At 62.3% G+C, this 14,977-nt stretch carries 17 protein-coding genes; 8 read left to right on the top strand and 9 right to left on the bottom strand.

All coding sequences use genetic code 11. From position 1 onward, the window contains the following. Position 1: 1 nt before the first annotated feature. Positions 2-547, bottom strand: coding sequence for a hypothetical protein (locus AC1Q61_RS01515; protein WP_007729604.1), 546 nt, complete (start codon positions 545-547; stop codon positions 2-4). Positions 548-691: 144 nt separating this feature from the next. Between AC1Q61_RS01515 and AC1Q61_RS01510 the strand changes: the two genes are divergently transcribed. Genes AC1Q61_RS01510 through AC1Q61_RS01495 form a run of 4 tightly spaced genes read left to right on the top strand, consistent with a single transcriptional unit; the run spans position 692 to position 3,171 of the window. Then, on the top strand, positions 692-1,192 hold the full coding sequence (locus AC1Q61_RS01510) for a methylated-DNA--[protein]-cysteine S-methyltransferase (protein ID WP_030537222.1): 501 nt from the start codon (positions 692-694) through the stop codon (positions 1,190-1,192). Further along, positions 1,179-1,733: an RNA polymerase sigma factor gene (locus AC1Q61_RS01505; RefSeq protein WP_080712778.1), complete on the top strand. Its 555-nt coding sequence runs from the start codon at positions 1,179-1,181 to the stop codon at positions 1,731-1,733. Before AC1Q61_RS01510 ends, AC1Q61_RS01505 begins: the two co-directional genes overlap by 14 nt. Next, positions 1,730-2,329 carry a methylated-DNA--[protein]-cysteine S-methyltransferase gene (locus AC1Q61_RS01500; protein ID WP_007729599.1) on the top strand — a complete coding sequence of 200 codons (600 nt, stop codon included), beginning with the start codon at positions 1,730-1,732 and terminating at the stop codon, positions 2,327-2,329. Before AC1Q61_RS01505 ends, AC1Q61_RS01500 begins: the two co-directional genes overlap by 4 nt. Beyond that, complete coding sequence (locus AC1Q61_RS01495) at positions 2,326-3,171, top strand: DNA-3-methyladenine glycosylase family protein (RefSeq protein WP_030537220.1); 846 nt, start codon at positions 2,326-2,328, stop codon at positions 3,169-3,171. The genes AC1Q61_RS01500 and AC1Q61_RS01495 overlap by 4 nt, the downstream gene beginning before the upstream one ends. A gap of 4 nt (positions 3,172-3,175) precedes the next feature. Here the strand turns inward: AC1Q61_RS01495 and AC1Q61_RS01490 are convergent, their stop codons facing one another. From AC1Q61_RS01490 to AC1Q61_RS01470, 5 genes are all read right to left on the bottom strand, one after another. Continuing rightward, positions 3,176-5,401, bottom strand: coding sequence for an MMPL family transporter (locus AC1Q61_RS01490; protein WP_151098281.1), 2,226 nt, complete (start codon positions 5,399-5,401; stop codon positions 3,176-3,178). 102 nt (positions 5,402-5,503) lie between these two features. Beyond that, positions 5,504-7,054, bottom strand: a complete 1,551-nt coding sequence (locus tag AC1Q61_RS01485) for a bifunctional 3'-5' exonuclease/DNA polymerase (RefSeq protein ID WP_058226599.1) — start codon at positions 7,052-7,054, stop codon at positions 5,504-5,506. A gap of 46 nt (positions 7,055-7,100) precedes the next feature. Continuing rightward, positions 7,101-7,973, bottom strand: coding sequence for a 5-oxoprolinase subunit C family protein (locus tag AC1Q61_RS01480; protein ID WP_058226598.1), 873 nt, complete (start codon positions 7,971-7,973; stop codon positions 7,101-7,103). Next, positions 7,970-8,602: a 5-oxoprolinase subunit B family protein gene (locus AC1Q61_RS01475; RefSeq protein WP_042448601.1), complete on the bottom strand. Its 633-nt coding sequence runs from the start codon at positions 8,600-8,602 to the stop codon at positions 7,970-7,972. Before AC1Q61_RS01475 ends, AC1Q61_RS01480 begins: the two co-directional genes overlap by 4 nt. After that, positions 8,599-9,078: a MarR family winged helix-turn-helix transcriptional regulator gene (locus AC1Q61_RS01470; protein WP_074447102.1), complete on the bottom strand. Its 480-nt coding sequence runs from the start codon at positions 9,076-9,078 to the stop codon at positions 8,599-8,601. The genes AC1Q61_RS01475 and AC1Q61_RS01470 overlap by 4 nt, the downstream gene beginning before the upstream one ends. A 74-nt stretch (positions 9,079-9,152) precedes the next feature. On the opposite strand from AC1Q61_RS01470, the gene AC1Q61_RS01465 reads away from it, so the two are divergent. After that, positions 9,153-9,986 (top strand): alpha/beta fold hydrolase, encoded by an 834-nt coding sequence (locus tag AC1Q61_RS01465; RefSeq protein WP_042923958.1) that lies wholly within the window; start codon positions 9,153-9,155, stop codon positions 9,984-9,986. Positions 9,987-9,990: 4 nt separating this feature from the next. Here AC1Q61_RS01465 and AC1Q61_RS01460 read toward each other — a convergent pair whose 3' ends face one another. Beyond that, the gene (locus tag AC1Q61_RS01460) at positions 9,991-10,434 is read right to left on the bottom strand and encodes a hypothetical protein (RefSeq protein WP_030537213.1); all 444 of its coding nucleotides are present in this window, start codon (positions 10,432-10,434) and stop codon (positions 9,991-9,993) included. A 49-nt stretch (positions 10,435-10,483) separates the two neighbouring features. Between AC1Q61_RS01460 and AC1Q61_RS01455 the strand changes: the two genes are divergently transcribed. After that, positions 10,484-10,762, top strand: a complete 279-nt coding sequence (locus AC1Q61_RS01455) for a hypothetical protein (RefSeq protein ID WP_030537212.1) — start codon at positions 10,484-10,486, stop codon at positions 10,760-10,762. 99 nt (positions 10,763-10,861) lie between these two features. On the opposite strand, the gene AC1Q61_RS01450 is transcribed toward AC1Q61_RS01455, so the two are convergent. Next, positions 10,862-12,238, bottom strand: a complete 1,377-nt coding sequence (locus AC1Q61_RS01450; protein ID WP_030537211.1) for an NAD-dependent succinate-semialdehyde dehydrogenase — start codon at positions 12,236-12,238, stop codon at positions 10,862-10,864. Positions 12,239-12,337: 99 nt separating this feature from the next. Next, a complete protein-coding gene (locus AC1Q61_RS01445; protein ID WP_058226597.1) occupies positions 12,338-13,651 on the bottom strand; it encodes a YhgE/Pip domain-containing protein in 1,314 nt (437 codons plus the stop codon). 171 nt (positions 13,652-13,822) lie between these two features. Here AC1Q61_RS01445 and AC1Q61_RS01440 point away from each other — a divergent pair, with 171 nt between their 5' ends. Next, on the top strand, positions 13,823-14,455 hold the full coding sequence (locus AC1Q61_RS01440) for a DUF4178 domain-containing protein (protein WP_051649674.1): 633 nt from the start codon (positions 13,823-13,825) through the stop codon (positions 14,453-14,455). Then, positions 14,452-14,952 (top strand): DUF2617 family protein, encoded by a 501-nt coding sequence (locus AC1Q61_RS01435; RefSeq protein WP_064114200.1) that lies wholly within the window; start codon positions 14,452-14,454, stop codon positions 14,950-14,952. The genes AC1Q61_RS01440 and AC1Q61_RS01435 overlap by 4 nt, the downstream gene beginning before the upstream one ends. The last annotated feature ends 25 nt before the right edge of the window (positions 14,953-14,977 follow it).

Raw genomic sequence — 14,977 nt, 5'->3', positions numbered from 1 at the left:
TTCAATCCAGCTTGGCTTCGCCCCGCTTGCGAAAGAAGTGAAAGCCAGGCACCCCGACGATCGCCTGCCGCAGGTCCTTGACCACTCCGAGGAGTTCGTGGATCTCGGGCGAGACGGAGTCCAAGGTTCCGAGGATGGGCAACACCGCGGCCACCCGGTCGGTGAGCTCCGGTAGTTGGTCGATCAGCTTGATCGCGGCGCTGACCTCTGCCTCGGAAAGGTCGTCGGCGAACCTGGCGGCCAGCGGCGCGAGCTGTAGGGCGATGGGCTCGTAGATCTCGAGGAGTTGTCCCGCGATGTCCGACGTCTGCTCGACGGCCTCGACCAGCGTCTCAGCTCGAACGGTCACGGCGGCGGCTCCGATGACGACGCGGTCGGCGTTGTCGGCGATCTGGTTGATGCGTGCCACCAACCTCTCGACCGAGAAGAGGAGCGCCTCGAGTCGAGTGGGCAGGGTGACCGCAAAAGCGACCGTGGACAGGGACCAGTGCACCACGTCGCCGACGGAGCGGACGACGGTGGAGCTGCCGGGCAAAACTAGAGCCATCCCTCGATACTGCCTGATGTGACGTCAAAGTACAGGTAAATCTCACATTCACGAGGCCAGCGGCGTCTTCGAGGTGTCGGTGCCGGCGCGGACAGTCAATTCACCCGCTGCCTGCTGCACCGCGCAACCTGGAAGGATCGAGACATGACGGCTATCCGTACGCACACCGTGATCGACTCGCCGATCGGGGAGTTGACGCTGGTAGCAGCAGGTGACGACCTCTGCGGGCTGTACATGGCGGAGCATCGCCACAAGCCGGACGAGTCCACGTTCGGTGATCGTTCCGCGGCGGTCTTCGGTGAAGTCGAATCGCAGCTCACCGAGTACTTCGAGGGTGATCGCACGGAGTTCTCCGTGCCGCTGGCGCCCGTGGGTACCGAGTTCCAGAAGCGGGTGTGGGATACCTTGCGAACGATCCCGTACGGCGAAACCTGGACATACATGGAGCTCGCGCAAACTTTGGGTAACCCGCTTGCGATCCGTGCCGCCGCCGCGGCAAACGGCAAGAATCCGATCAGCATCATCGTTCCCTGCCATCGTGTGGTCGGTAGCGACGGAAGTCTGACCGGTTTCGCCGGCGGCCTCGAACGTAAGCGGTTCCTGCTCGACCGCGAGCACGGCGGCGAATCGGATGTCCTCTTCTGATGCGCTCGGCTCACAATTCGGTAATCGGGAACGTCTACCGGTCGTGACACTCAAACCGTTCGAAGACGTCGTGACCGAATACGGTGCAGTGGTCCTCCGTGTCTGCCGCGCGGTGGTCGGGCCCGTCGACGCCGAGGACGCGTGGTCCGAGACGTTCATCGCAGCGATGCGGGCATATCCGGATCTGAATCCGGACGCGAACATCGAAGCCTGGCTGGTGACCATCGCGCACCGCAAGGCAATCGACATCACCCGAGTGCGCGCCCGGGTGGCCGTGCCGACAGACGACGTTCCGGAGTTGCCGACGCGAATCGGCGTACCCGGAACGTGGGATCACGAACTCTGGGACGCACTCGAACAGCTACCGCTCAAACAACGTGCGGCAGTCGCCTATCACTTTCTGGGTGGGCTGCCGTACGCAGAGATCGCGGACATCCTCGGCAACACCCCGGCGGCCGCCAGACGCGCGGGTGCCGACGGTATCGCCACACTACGAAGAACCTACTTGTCCGCTACCGCTGCGGAAGGGAGTCACTCATGAGTAACGATGTGTTCGAGGCGCTTCCAGCCGTTGACGCTGACGCCATGATCCGCCTACGGGCGCGCCTGGCTGCTCAGGCGTCCGAAGCTGAATTGATCGACGTGGCATATCGAACCGTCGATTCGCCGGTCGGAAAGCTGCTCCTGGCGGCGACCGATGTCGGCCTGGTGCGGGTTGCCTTTGCCGTCGAAGGGCACGACCTCGTTCTGGAACGTTTGGCGGACACCGTCAGCCCCCGTGTGCTTCATTACCCGCGCAGGCTGGACACTGTCGCTCGCGAGTTGGACGAGTACTTTGCCGGTGCGCGTCGAGAATTCGATCTGCGCTTGGACTTCCAACTCGCGAAGGGGTTCCGACGCGAAGTGTTGCGTCATCTTCCCGAGATCGAATACGGCCACACTGCAAGCTATTCGGTGGTCGCGGCAGCATCGGGAAGCCCACGTGCGGTGCGTGCCGTAGGGACCGCATGTGCAAAGAACCCGCTGCCGTTGGTGGTCCCGTGTCACCGGGTGGTGCGCAGCGACGGCAGCCTCGGGCAGTACGCGGGTGGCCCCGAACTGAAAGCGATTCTGCTGGATCTGGAAGCCGGCCGGTGAGCGCAGTGACGCTGCGCTTTCAGGCGCCCTATGCAGTCGAACCGCTCACCGGTGCCCTGCGGGCTCACTGCGTCGCAGGCCTCGAGCGTCACGACGACGGTGTTCACACCAGAGTCGTACCGTTGCCTTCCGGACCCGTTGTCGTGTCGGTGTCGTGGACCGACGACGGTGTCGTCGTGGATTCCGATGTGCCGGTAGCGGATTCCGCAGTGCTGGAGGTGATCGTGCGCCGTTGGCTCGACCTCGACGCCGATCACACTGCTGTCGAAGCGGCGTTCGGTAGTGATGAGTTGTTGGCCCCACTTGTTGCCGCCCGTCCAGGATTGCGTGTGCTCGGTTCGGTGGACGGGTTCGAGACCGCAGTGCTCACTGTTCTGGGACAACAGGTTTCGCTCGGCGCGGCGAGGACGTTCGGTGGTCGTTTTGTCAGCGCATTCGGGGTACCGGTGCAAGGGGATTTTCTTGCCTTCCCTGATCCGGACGTGGTTGCAGCGCAATCAACCGAGGGCATACAGAAAGCCGTCGGATTGACCACAGCGCGCGCAAGGACAGTGCACACGCTGGCAACTGCGGCAGCGAACGGCCTCGATCTCTCCTGGAATGCGGATCCTGTCCAATTTCGGCGAGAGCTGTTGGCGCTAAAGGGAATCGGACCGTGGACCGCTGACTATCTCACTGTTCGAATTCTCGGTGATCGCGACGCCTTCGTACCCGACGATCTGGTGTTGAAGCGAGCGTTGGGGGTTTCGTCGGGCAAAGAAGCCGCAGCGTTGTCCGAGCGCTGGCGACCCTGGCGAGCCTACGCGCTCTTTCATCTGTGGACCAAGGAAGCGTTTCTGTAGTCGGTCAGTCTTTCGCGCGCGCCAGTTCGGACGGCCACCAAATACGTTTCCCGATGTCGTGAGAGAGTGCCGGCACCAGGACGCTGCGCACGATGATCGTATCGAGCAGCACGCCGAAGGCCACGGCAAATCCGATCTCGGCGAGGAAGACCAGTGGCAGGATGCCCAGTACGGCAAATGTTGCGGCCAAGACGATTCCGGCTGACGTGATCACACCGCCCGTCACCGCAAGACCGCGCAGTACACCTGCGCGGGTGCCGAATTCTCCGGTCTCCTCCCGGACTCTGGTCATCAGGAAGATGTTGTAGTCGATACCCAGAGCGACCAGGAACACGAAGGCGAACAGTGGGAACGATTGATCCGCCCCGGCGAACCCGAATACGTGTGTGAAGAAGAATCCGCTCACACCGAGGGTCGCCGCGAAGGAAAGTACCACGGTGACAATGAGAATCACCGGGATCAGCAGAGCGCGGAGCAAAGCGGCCAAGACCAGGAAGATCACCACCAACACGATCGGGATGATCAGGTTTCTGTCGCGGACCGAGGCGGCCTGGACATCGAGGGTGGTGGCCGTGCTGCCGCCGACGAGCGCTTCGGCGCCGGGCACGTCGTGGACGGCAGTCCGCAGTCGCTTGACAGTTTCGAGTGCCTGCGGCGAATCGTAAGAGTCGGCGAGGGTTGCATTGATCATGGTTCGGCCGTCGATCGGTGCAACGGTGAAAGCCGCAGGGGCGCAACCCGCAGCGGCGGCTTGTGCGACGGCAGCGGGGTTGGTCTTGATCAGCTCGCTGACCTTTGCGACGTCCACCTGGGTGCAGACGGCGCCGGGATCCTGCGAGATACCTTCGACGCCGCTGGCTGCTTTGATGACGGCGTCGGCCTGGTCGGCGTTTGCGGTGATCACGGCCGGTGCGCCGGCTCCGGGATCGAACTTCGAGTCGTAGAGTTCTTGTCCGACAACAGCGTCGGGACGATTGGTGAAGCTTTCGGTGGATGTCAGGCCATCGGTTTTGAGACTGCCGATCCCGGCCGCGAACAGGATGATCAACAAGACTGTGGCGCCGATCCACAGTGGGCGGTCCTTGCTGCCGACGGCCTCGGCGATCTTGCCCCACATCCCGTGCGTCGTAAGGTCTGCGGCGTGATCGACCTTGGGCTTGCGCGGCCAGAAGACCCACCGTCCGGTGGCGGCCAGAGCGACCGGCATGAACGTCATCATCACCAGATAGGTGCAGGCGATCCCGATGGCGGCGACGGGTCCGAGGCTCTTGTTGGAGTTGAGTTGAGAGAACGTCAGGCAAAGCAGACCGAGAATCACGGTGACAGCCGAAGCGGTGATGGCCGGCGCAGACTCGCGCCAGGCCTTGATCATCGCGTCGAAGCGGTTGGGATACGTGTGCAGTTCTTCGCGATAGCGAGAGATCAAGAGTAGGGCGTAGTCGGTACCGGCACCGATCACCAACACGAAAAGGATGCCTTGAGATTGTCCGGTCAGAGTGAGTAATTCGGCTTTCGCGAGGAAATAGATCACCATCGACGACAAGCCGATGGCGAGGAGCGCGGAGAACAGCGGGAAGAACCACAACACCGGCGATCGGTACACGACAAGCAGGATGAGGATCACGACCAGGAGTGCCGCGCCAAGGAGCGCTCCGTCCAGACCGGCAAAGGCGTCGATGAACGCAACGAGTAGCCCACCTGGCCCGGCTGGGAGTACCTCGACATCACCAGCTGCTTGTTTTGCTGCGTCGATGACGTTCTGCTCGGTGGTCGCCAGGACATCGCCTGCCACGGATGTGTCTCCGTCCTTGGCGACGAGTGGCACGAAGATCGACGCAGTTGTGCCGTCGGCGGAGTACTGAGTGGGTTGCATTCCGTCGGCGTCTACCCCGGAGATGCCGGCAATGGCGCCGGACGCCGAGTTGATTGCAGATTTGTCCGCCTCGGTGAGGGCCGAATCTCGATGGAACAGAACAAAACCAGGGATCGTCTCGACCGCGAGGAAGTTCGCGGATTGATTGCTGACGATCGTCGATTCTGCGGAACTCGGCAGGTACGAGGCGTTGTCGTTCTTCTGAACCTCGGCGAGTTTGCCCTGGAAAGAACCGCCGAATCCGCCTGCGACGAAGGCAAAGATTGCAAGCGCGATCACGGTGAAGATCGGCACGCGAAGGCGTTTGACCGTTCCGCGCTCGTTCCGTTCTGCATCAGTTGTATCCAGCTTGGTCATGGTTCTCCTCGAACACAGTCGACCAGCACCAACAAAGCAACGTTTTCCAGTAGAACACGCAATACGGGCGTGGTGGAACCACTTGGAGTGGAATTGACGACGCTACGAAGTGCCTTTGCCGTAAGTCTCGCGGGCTGCGACGTCCATGGGAAAACGAACGACTGTGTCGCCGAACAACAATCGAGTTGCCGAAGCCGCGGCGGCCAGCACGTGGGCGGCACCTGACTCGGGGTTTCGGGTATGCACGACCACTTCGTCGTGCTGGAAGAAGACCAACTCGCCGTCCGGATCTTCGGCGAGGCGGCGCCTGAGGTCGGCGAGCAGGCACAACGCCCACTCGGACGCAGTGGCCTGAACGACGAAGTTTCGCGTGAAACGACCGCGGGCATGAGCGTCGCCGTGGGAGTAGAAGTCGGGAGACGGTGGGGGACAGGCCCGGCCGAGCAGTGACTTCACCACCTCGCCGCGCTCACCTGCCTTGGCAGCTTGCTCGACGTACTCGACGGCGACCGGGAATCGCTTCCGCAACAAGATGAGCAGTGCTTTGGCTTCACCCGCCGTCGCCCCGTACAGGACTCCGAGGATTGCGACCTTGGCTTTTGCGCGATCCCCGCCGAAGGCTTCGGCACCGACAAGTGCGTACAGATCGTCGTCGCCGGCGGCCGCCATCATGCGGCGGTCGCCGGACATGGCGGCCAGAATTCGGGGTTCGAGCTGACCGGCGTCGGCGACGACGAACACGTGGCCCGGATCTGCGACGACGCTCGAGCGCATGGTCTTAGGAATCTGGAGGGCCCCGCCGCCCCGGCTCGCCCACCTGCCGGACACGACACCACCGGGAACGTAGATCGGACGGAATCGATCTCCCCGCACCCAACTGTCCATCCACTGCCACCCGTTGGTGCTGTACAGCTTGGCGAGTTCGCGATGACGAAGGAGTAGCGGCACAGCCGGATGATCGATTTCCTGCAGAAACCACTTGCGCGTCGACGGTAGTTCGATGCCCTGACGCCCGAACGCCTCGGTGATCTCCACCGAAGACGAAGGATTGACGGTGCGCCCGAAGACCTCACTGATCTGTGCGGCAAGTTCCTGCATACGAGCGGGGAGGTCGTATCCCGTCGGCCGCGGCCCCAGCCGTTCTTCGAGGAGTTCGCGATGCTTCTGCGTCGAGAACGGAAGGCCCGTGTGCGTCATCTCGGCGGCGCTGAGAGCGCCGGCCGATTCTGCTGCGATCAACAAGTCCAGTCGAGCGTCCGCGCCGATGGTTGCGCGCTGCTCGGCGAATTCGGTGACGACGGCGAGGGGATCGAGAACGGGTGCAGTGTCGAAGAGTCCGAGTCGATCGTCGTCGAACTCCTCGGCGGGCGGTGACGGTTTGCCGGCGCGCATTCCGAGTATCGCGCGGGTCAGGGAGATGTCGTGGCACCGCTGAACCCGTACGCCTGCCCGCAGTAGAGGTGGGTACACGGTCGCCGTACTCGGCCACACCCACCGCGGGTGCTCGGCTTCCTCGATGGTGCGTACCGCTGCGATCAGGTCGGGGTATTCGACGGGATCGGCGAGCGGCGTTCCAGCGGGATCGGTCCGTAGGACAGTTGCCGTCACAGCTCCCGTGGACGTCGTACTACCGGGGACCAGGACAACTCGCACGACATCAGTGTGACGGCTGGGTCCGACACGCCATCGCTCGGCGTGCTCAGGCCCCGACGAACTGGATGTGCTGACCCGGGCGGGCTTGGCCGAGTCGGTCGATATCTGCGTCCGCGACCACTCCCACCACCGGATAGCCGCCGGTGATGGGGTGATCGGCGAGGAACACGACAGGTTGGCCGCTGGGTGGGACCTGGATCGATCCGAGTGCCACGCCTTCGGTGGGCAGTTCGGTGTCGTCTGTTCTTCGAAGTAGTTCGTCGGCGCCGACGCGATCGACGCGATCGACGCGTGCGCCGATTCGGTCCGAGTCGGTCGAGATCGCCCATCGGCCCTGGAGGAGTGTTTCGGGGTTGGTGAATCGATCTGCGCGAGGACCGAACACCACTCGAATGGCGAGAGTCTCGTTTGCCATCGGCGGCACCGGTGCGAGGTCGACGCCTGAGAACGTGGTCGGCGATGGCCCGATCGGGAGAAAAACACCAGGCTCGAGAGGCGCCGGACCGATCCCGGACATCGTGTCGGTGCTGCGCGATCCCAGGATCTCGGGAACCACAATGCCGCCTCGGACGGTCAAATACGTCCGCAGTCCACTCGGTGCGTAGTCCAGGCGGACGGTCTGACCAGCCCGCAGATCGATCACGCTCGAATGCCCGACCGGAATGCCGTCGCGGTAGGCCTGTGCAGGCGCACCGGTGAATGCGATCGTTGTCGGTTGCTGCGCCCGAAGACTCAGCCCGCCCAGGAGGACCTCGACACCGGCTGCGCCCTCGTTGTTGCCGACGAGCCGATTGCCAAGCCTGAGAGATCGCCTGTCTGCCGCACCGGAAACCCCGACACCCGAGCGAAGATGACCTATCCGTCCGAGGTCCTGGATCAGGCTCAGCGGCCCGGTGTCGAGTATCTCGAGGCCGTTCATCGTTGTTCCTCGTTCACGAAGCGCACGCGTCTGCCGGGCTGAACGGTGGCCGGTGGTGTGGCGTTCAGATCCCACATCACGGCATCGGTGCTCCCGATGATCTGCCAGCCACCCGGTGATGCACGGGGGTAGACCGCGCTGTATCCAGCGGCCAGGGCGACGGAACCGGCAGGCACAGCGGTTCGTGATTGCGTTCGACGCGGAACGTCGAGCCGAGCGTCGCCTGAAGTCAGGTAGGCGAAGCCGGGCGCGAATCCGATGAAGGCGCAACGCCACATTGCCCCGGTGTGGGCCGCAACCACCTCGGATCGGCTCATACCAAGTGACTGTGCGACGTCGTCGAGGTCGGGCCCGTCGTACCTGACGGCGATGGTGAGTGCATCCGTCTCGGAATGCTCGTCTGTGGTCGCCGCAGAATCGGTCTGCTCGAGATCGTTCAAGCACTTCCGGACGTACGTGAGATCTGCCGCCGGGGTGCACGTGACCAGGACCGTGCGAGCTGCGGGGAGGAAGTCTTCGACCCCGACCGGGGTGTTACGCGTCAGTGCTTCGGTGAACGCGAGAACCTCGGCATCGGAATCGAAGTCCACGAGCAATGCGCGTTCTCCCGCGGGAAGTATGCGAGTCACCGGGAGGGCTCCCTATCGACTCGAGTCCGCACCACGTCCGCTCGCATCGCCACGATGAAACTCGCGATGGTGGCTCGCTCGGCCGCGGTGTAATTGCCGAGGGTGCTCACCGCCCGTGAAATGAGTGGGCCGAAGTAACTCTCGCCGAGTGCGACTGCGGTTGGTGTGACCTGCAAGAGCACCCGCCTGCGGTCCGCTGAATCTCGCTCCCGAGCTACGTGCCCCGCTTTGACCATCCGGTCGACCAGTGCAGTCATCGACGCCGAGTTGATCCCGAGCTGTGAGCCCAACCAACCTGGCGTCGCCGATGTGTTCGAGCGCTCGGCATCGAGAAGGCAGATCAACGCGCGCACGTCGGTGGAGTGCATTTTGTACTTGTTCGCAAAGCCGGAAACCGCCACGTTCAAGTCGACGGTCAGTGCGCGAAGCGAGTGGACGATCGCCATCGCTTCGTCTTCTGCATCTCCGACGCTCAAGGATGCCTCCAGCCCTGGTGTGTTGTCTCTTGATTGTCTACTATCTCGATAATCGAGAGAAATGGGGGTGGGGGATGGACTTCAATCGCGCATACGACGCAGTACTGACCAAATGGCCGCAGAAACCGCTGGGTGTGGATCTCGCGGGGCGGTTCGGTAGCACTCACGTGAACGTCTGTGGACCTGCAGACTCGCGGCCGTTGATCCTTCTGCCCGGGGGAGGTGCCACTTCGACGGTGTGGTTCGACAATGTTGGGGCGCTGTCGAAATCCCGGCGTGTTTTTGCCGTCGACACGCTGGGTGATGCCGGACTCAGCATTCCGAATGGTGATCGGATGAAGTCCGTCGACGATCTGATCGAGTGGATGGACTCGATAGTCGATTGCACCGGGGTCGACACCGTCGATGTGATCGGACATTCCTACGGCGCGATGATTGCGTTGGCCTTTGCGCTGCATCGACCTGATCGTCTCGGCAAACTTGTTCTGCTCGACCCTAATTCGAGTTTCTCCGGCATGAAGGCGGGCTACCTTCTGCGTGCGCTTCCGCTGTTGCTCTCCCCGTCGCGAGCGCGCCGACGGCGACTGTTGGAATGGGAGACAGGCGAGTTGAGTATCGACTCCGACTGGCTGTCTCTTGTGGAAGTGGGCACTTCGGATCTACCGCGACCCGATCTCGTAGTGCCTCGACGTCCTTCGAAGGAGGCCTTGAGCGCACTGGATGTCGAGTTGCTGGTGGTCCTCGCACAAGACGGACGGGTGCATGATGCGGAAATCGTGTCGAAGTCAGTGCGGGAGAGGGTTCCCGCAGCGCGTGTCGAGGTGCTGAAAGATTCTTCGCATCACAGCATTCCGATGGTTCCCGCCGATGAAATCAACCGGGTGCTCGTCGACTTCTTGGAGGGCTAGCGGATCAGGGTGCGACGACGCACCCCGGACCGATCGGTGTCGCCGGATTGACATCGACCGTTGTGACCGGCCCGCCCGCGGACGTCTGGTAGGCCATCAGAGAGTGTTCGCCCGGTGCAGTCGGAGTCCACAGCGTGACGGCGTGGCCGAGTACGACCGGCAAGGTGAAGTAGGGATTGACGGTGTCCCAGATCAGTTCCTGCGGGAACATGGTCGACGCTCGGTTCATGTCGACAATCGAGACGTTCGGCTCGTTCAACGCTGCTGTCCTGGCAACCACCAGATACGTGCAGCCCGCTCCGTACGACGTCGTCGGCCCGCTGCTGAGACCCGGAAGGATCGTGACGTCGACTACGTCCGCGGAAGCTGACGTCGCGGAACAGATGGCTGCACTCGCGCAGAGGGCAGCGGCGACTACGGTAGTTCGAGCGATTCGTGAAAGTGTCATACCAGCAGGTCGGTTTTATCTGGGTGGGTGTTACAGGCAGACTGACCGGATGCGCGCACTTCACGTTCTGCTGGCCGGCTTCGGCTTCCTGCTGGGGTTCCTGATTATTGTTGTCTCCGGCCTGATCGAGTGGGCGTCCTTCGCCTCCCGAACCGATTTCGCCTTCGTCGGTGACTCCGCCGTGTCGGTTGGTGTTTCCAACGAGGCGATCTACACCGCGATCGCTGCTCCACTGGTGGGTGCGCTGTTGGGCTGGCTGTCAGCTGTCATCGCGACGAGGTTCGGGTGGAGCCTCACTCGTGGGAGTGTCACTCCGGCAAGCGAGTGACCAGGGCATTGCTCTTGCTGGTTCGTGGGATATGAGGAAAGGCCCCGACCTCAACAGAGATCAGGGCCTTCCTTTGTATTGCGCTACTTCTGTGTCGAACTACTTCTTCGAGACGCGGAGCAGCTTCTTGTTGACGAACTCGTCCATTCCCCACGGACCCAGCTCGCGGCCGACTCCGGAGCGCTTGACTCCGCCGAAGGGCAGACCGGGCAACGTCGTTCCGTGCTCGTTGACGAACGCCATTCCCACGTCGAGATCTGCGGCGACCGACCGGGCGGAATCGAGATCGCTGCTCCAGACGGATCCGCTCAGACCGTAGACCGACGAATTGGCAAGTTCCACAGCCTCGCTGGCCGACTTGACCTTGTAGACGACTCCGGCAGGTCCGAACAGTTCTTCGCTGTAGGCCCGCATGTCCGGTGTCACGTCTGCGAGCAATGTCGGTTGAACGTAGGCGCCCGGGCCGTCGATCTTCTTTCCACCGGTCAGCAGCGTGGCACCCTTGGACACAGCGTCGTCGATCTGCTCGATCAGAGTGTCTGCCGCGCTCTGCGAAGAGAGCGGACCCAAGACTGTGGATTCGTCCAACGGGTCACCGGCAGTGACGGATTCGAAGGACGTCGCCAACTTGTCGGTGAAGTCGTCGTAGAAATCTTCGGTGACGATGAAACGCTTGGCCGCGTTGCAGGCCTGGCCGGCATTGGACAGACGTGCCTTGGTTGCGGACTTGACGGTGGCATCCATGTCGTCGGAATCGAGGACGATGAACACGTCTGATCCGCCGAGTTCGAGGACGACCTTCTTGAGATTGCGTCCGGCAGTTTCGGCGACGCTGGTTCCGGCGCGTTCGCTGCCGGTCAGTGACACACCTTGAACTCGGGGATCGGCGATCATGTCCGCGATCTGCTCGTTGGTCGCGAAGACGTTGACGTAGGCGTCGTCCGGCAATCCGGCTTGTCGCAGAATCTCTTCCATCAGCAGCGCCGACTGCGGACAGTTCGATGCGTGCTTGAGAATGATCGTGTTACCGAGCATCAGATTCGGTGCCGCGAAGCGGGCGACTTGGTAGTACGGGAAGTTCCACGGCATGACGCCGATGAGAGCGCCGATCGGTCGCCGGTACACAACCGACTCCTCGGCCCCGGGAACGTCGAGTCGTTCTTCCTCGAGCAGTGCCGGACCGTGGTCTGCATACCACTGATAGATCGCGGCCGAGAGTTGTACTTCGCCCTTGGCCTCGCGGACCGGCTTACCCATCTCCAAGGAGATCATTCGGGCCAGTTCGTCTGCGCGCTCTGTGTACAGTTCGGCGGTCTTGCTCAGGACTGCCGCACGCTGCTGTGGCGCACTGTTGCGCCAGGTCAAGTAGCCGCGATGCGTGTTCGCAAGTGCGGCTTCAACTCCGGCGTCATCCAAAGTATCGAATTCCCTGACGGTTTCACCTGTCGCGGGATTGACTGTTTTGTAATTAGCCATAGTTGTACAACGTGCGGAAGGGGCTCGAAGATTCCCGAAACGCGCGATCACATTGAATCGGCTCAACAGGTTTCGATCAAATCCCGGCTGGGTACCATGTCACGCCACCTTGCGGCGATGGGTGCGCTCGTAGCCCTTGCGGTCGTAGAAACGGGTGGTCACGATGCCGAGTACGACGCCGATCAGTAGACCCACCAACGTCATCCAGACGGCATGCAGCAGGCCTGCCTCACCGCGTGCGCCGAAGAACAGGATCGATCGCGTGCCCATGTAGATCTGGTGCATCGGCTCGAATTGCGCCAGCCAGTCATACAACCTGGGGCTGGCTTCGAGGGGGATGGTGCCACCGGACGAGGGCAGCGCGAGAATGACGAACACGAACAGGTTGATCAACATGCCCAACGAGCCGAACGCGGCCATCACCGACATCGCCGTGATGCCCACCGCTGTGATGACCAGCGCGCCGTACTCCCACAATGCAAGCCCGTGAGTGACCGGCATTCCGAGGGCGCGACTGATCCACTGGAACAACGCGGAGACTATGCCGGACAACACGATCATGAATGCCCATTTGACGAGCAGCGTTCGAAACCTGTTGATACCCACAACGTCGTTCTGAACGAAGAGTGGACCGAATTCGGTAGGCGCGTATCCGAGCATGCCGTCCACCAAGGAATTGACCACGGTTGCTCCGGTGAATCCCGCAAGGACCAACAGCAGCGCGAAATAGAATGCCACCAAACCGAATCCGGTTCCGTCGGGAAGCGGATCGTGGGCAACCGTGAGTACGTTCACCGGGTTTTCGAGCAGCAGGCGGCTCGCTCCGGAGATCTGGGTTCCGGTGCCTCCCGCTTCCAACTGCGCGGTGACAAGGGCGGTGAGTTGCTCGCCCATGTTCTTGTTGACCGAGGCGAGGGCTGTGGTTCCGATCGACTGGACCAGCGATGCCGAGACGGAACCGGCGCGAGGATTGGTGTAGATCGTGATGATCGGTTGCTCTACGTCACCGGCGACGACGCTGGCCTCCGCCAGGATGATCGTCCTCTTCGTGAAATCACTGGGAATCACGATCGCGCCGTACAGCGTGCCGGAGTTCAACCGCGATTGGGCTTCGGCGATACCGATCTGCTGCAGGTCGATCTTCTGGTGGTCGATTCCGCTTTCGAGGCCGGCGACGATGTCGTTTCCGAAGTTCTTGCGGTCGGCGGGGTCGCCACCGGGGAGGGTGTCGCCCTCGTCCTGGTTGACCAGGGCGATCGGGAACTGGTCCAGGTGTTTCTTGGGGTCGAGTATTCCGCCCATGTACAACGCTGCCAGCGCAGACATCAACAGGGTGACCACTATCAATGGTGTCAACCAGAATCGTGGTGTGTGCATGACGGTGCGGGCAGACGGCTCCGTGTTCTTGCTCATCGTCAGTCGACCGGCTTTCGTTCGCGCGGAGTTCCTCGGGCTGAGCGTAAACGCAAAGGTGCGCCGGGGCAGTCTTTCGATCTGCCCGCGGCGCTGGAGACCTGTCCGGTCGGCGACAGGCCGGATTGCCGGCAGTCTCATCCGAAAAGGCTGAGAACGGATCGGTAGGGTATGGCCCGCGGCAACCCTGCCGAGACGATTTCGGAGAAACCGTTGACCAACGTGCTGATAGTTGTCCTGATACTCGTAGTGATCGCTGCCGTCGTGTTTGTGGTCCTGCGTGGACGCCAGGGTAAGCCGAGTGCTCGCGTCGACCCGCTCGCCGACTATCCCGAGGTGTACGACCCCCACAAGATCGGGGTCGGCGACATCATCACGTACGCGGGTATCGACCATGTTGTTCGAGGGACCATCACGCTCGACGAAGAGGGGTACATCTGGCGTGAGCACCTTCTCGACGGTTCGACCGGTCGTCGTTGGTTGACGGTCGAGGACGACGAGGGCGAATTGGAGATGACTCTCTGGATGCGTCGAGAAGGAACCAACCTGGTCCCGAACGGCGACGTCATTCTCGACGACAAGGTTCACCGCAAGATCGAAAGTGGAACGGCGAAGTTCACGGCCGAGGGTACGACGGGTACGGCCCCTTCCGGCTCGATGGAATACGCGGACTATGCGACCGCAGACAAGACCGGCCTGATTGCATTCGAGAAGTGGGCGCGCGGACAGTTGTGGGAGGTTTCCACGGGACGGGCGGTCACTCGCAGCGAACTCACTGTCATCCACTCGGGCCCCCCGGAATGAGCCTGTATCTACTCGACGTGGAGCCGACCGACGTGGATGCCTCGGCACTGGGGTTGGTACTGGGAGCTCCTGCGCCACCGACCCTCGCCGAGTTGGTGATCGGAACTTCCGACGCGACGCTGACACTCGGAGTGCTCGGGGCTTCGCACGTGGTGACGGCCTGGGCGTCGGGAAAGAAACTGACCGAACAGGTTTCGTGCGATGCTCTTGCCGCCGGCGGTGAACCCTTGCCGGCAGTGGAGTCCACGGAAAACTACCGGTTCGAGTCTTCCTCGCTGATCCTGGACCGAGTCGAATTCGATTCGGAAGCTGCATCGTTGAGAGAGTCCGCCGGCCAGGACGGTTGGATCTGCGGATCCTTTCCCGGCGACGACACAGCGTTGACCGCGTTGTATGGCGTGCGAGACCGCCAGGGGTGGAGTTGGCAGAGTTGGCATTTGTACCCGGGGGAGGGGACAGGAGTGATCGTGAAGACACGCAGCAGGTGGCGCCCGTGAGGGGGCGGACGTGGTTGGCTCCGGT

It is taken from the genome of Rhodococcus sp. MPR-R1B (genome assembly GCF_058793255.1).
This window is presented reverse-complemented; position numbering and strand designations above follow the sequence as displayed.

Coding starts and splice junctions, on each gene's coding strand:
- AC1Q61_RS01515 (WP_007729604.1), bottom strand. CDS start 547: ATGGCTCTAGTTTTGCCCGGCAGCTCCACCGTCGTCCGCTCCGTCGGC.
- AC1Q61_RS01510 (WP_030537222.1), top strand. CDS start 692: ATGACGGCTATCCGTACGCACACCGTGATCGACTCGCCGATCGGGGAG.
- AC1Q61_RS01505 (WP_080712778.1), top strand. CDS start 1,179: ATGTCCTCTTCTGATGCGCTCGGCTCACAATTCGGTAATCGGGAACGT.
- AC1Q61_RS01500 (WP_007729599.1), top strand. CDS start 1,730: ATGAGTAACGATGTGTTCGAGGCGCTTCCAGCCGTTGACGCTGACGCC.
- AC1Q61_RS01490 (WP_151098281.1), bottom strand. CDS start 5,401: ATGACCAAGCTGGATACAACTGATGCAGAACGGAACGAGCGCGGAACG.
- AC1Q61_RS01480 (WP_058226598.1), bottom strand. CDS start 7,973: ATGAACGGCCTCGAGATACTCGACACCGGGCCGCTGAGCCTGATCCAG.
- AC1Q61_RS01465 (WP_042923958.1), top strand. CDS start 9,153: ATGGACTTCAATCGCGCATACGACGCAGTACTGACCAAATGGCCGCAG.
- AC1Q61_RS01460 (WP_030537213.1), bottom strand. CDS start 10,434: ATGACACTTTCACGAATCGCTCGAACTACCGTAGTCGCCGCTGCCCTC.
- AC1Q61_RS01455 (WP_030537212.1), top strand. CDS start 10,484: ATGCGCGCACTTCACGTTCTGCTGGCCGGCTTCGGCTTCCTGCTGGGG.
- AC1Q61_RS01450 (WP_030537211.1), bottom strand. CDS start 12,238: ATGGCTAATTACAAAACAGTCAATCCCGCGACAGGTGAAACCGTCAGG.
- AC1Q61_RS01445 (WP_058226597.1), bottom strand. CDS start 13,651: ATGAGCAAGAACACGGAGCCGTCTGCCCGCACCGTCATGCACACACCA.
- AC1Q61_RS01440 (WP_051649674.1), top strand. CDS start 13,823: ATGGCCCGCGGCAACCCTGCCGAGACGATTTCGGAGAAACCGTTGACC.
- AC1Q61_RS01435 (WP_064114200.1), top strand. CDS start 14,452: ATGAGCCTGTATCTACTCGACGTGGAGCCGACCGACGTGGATGCCTCG.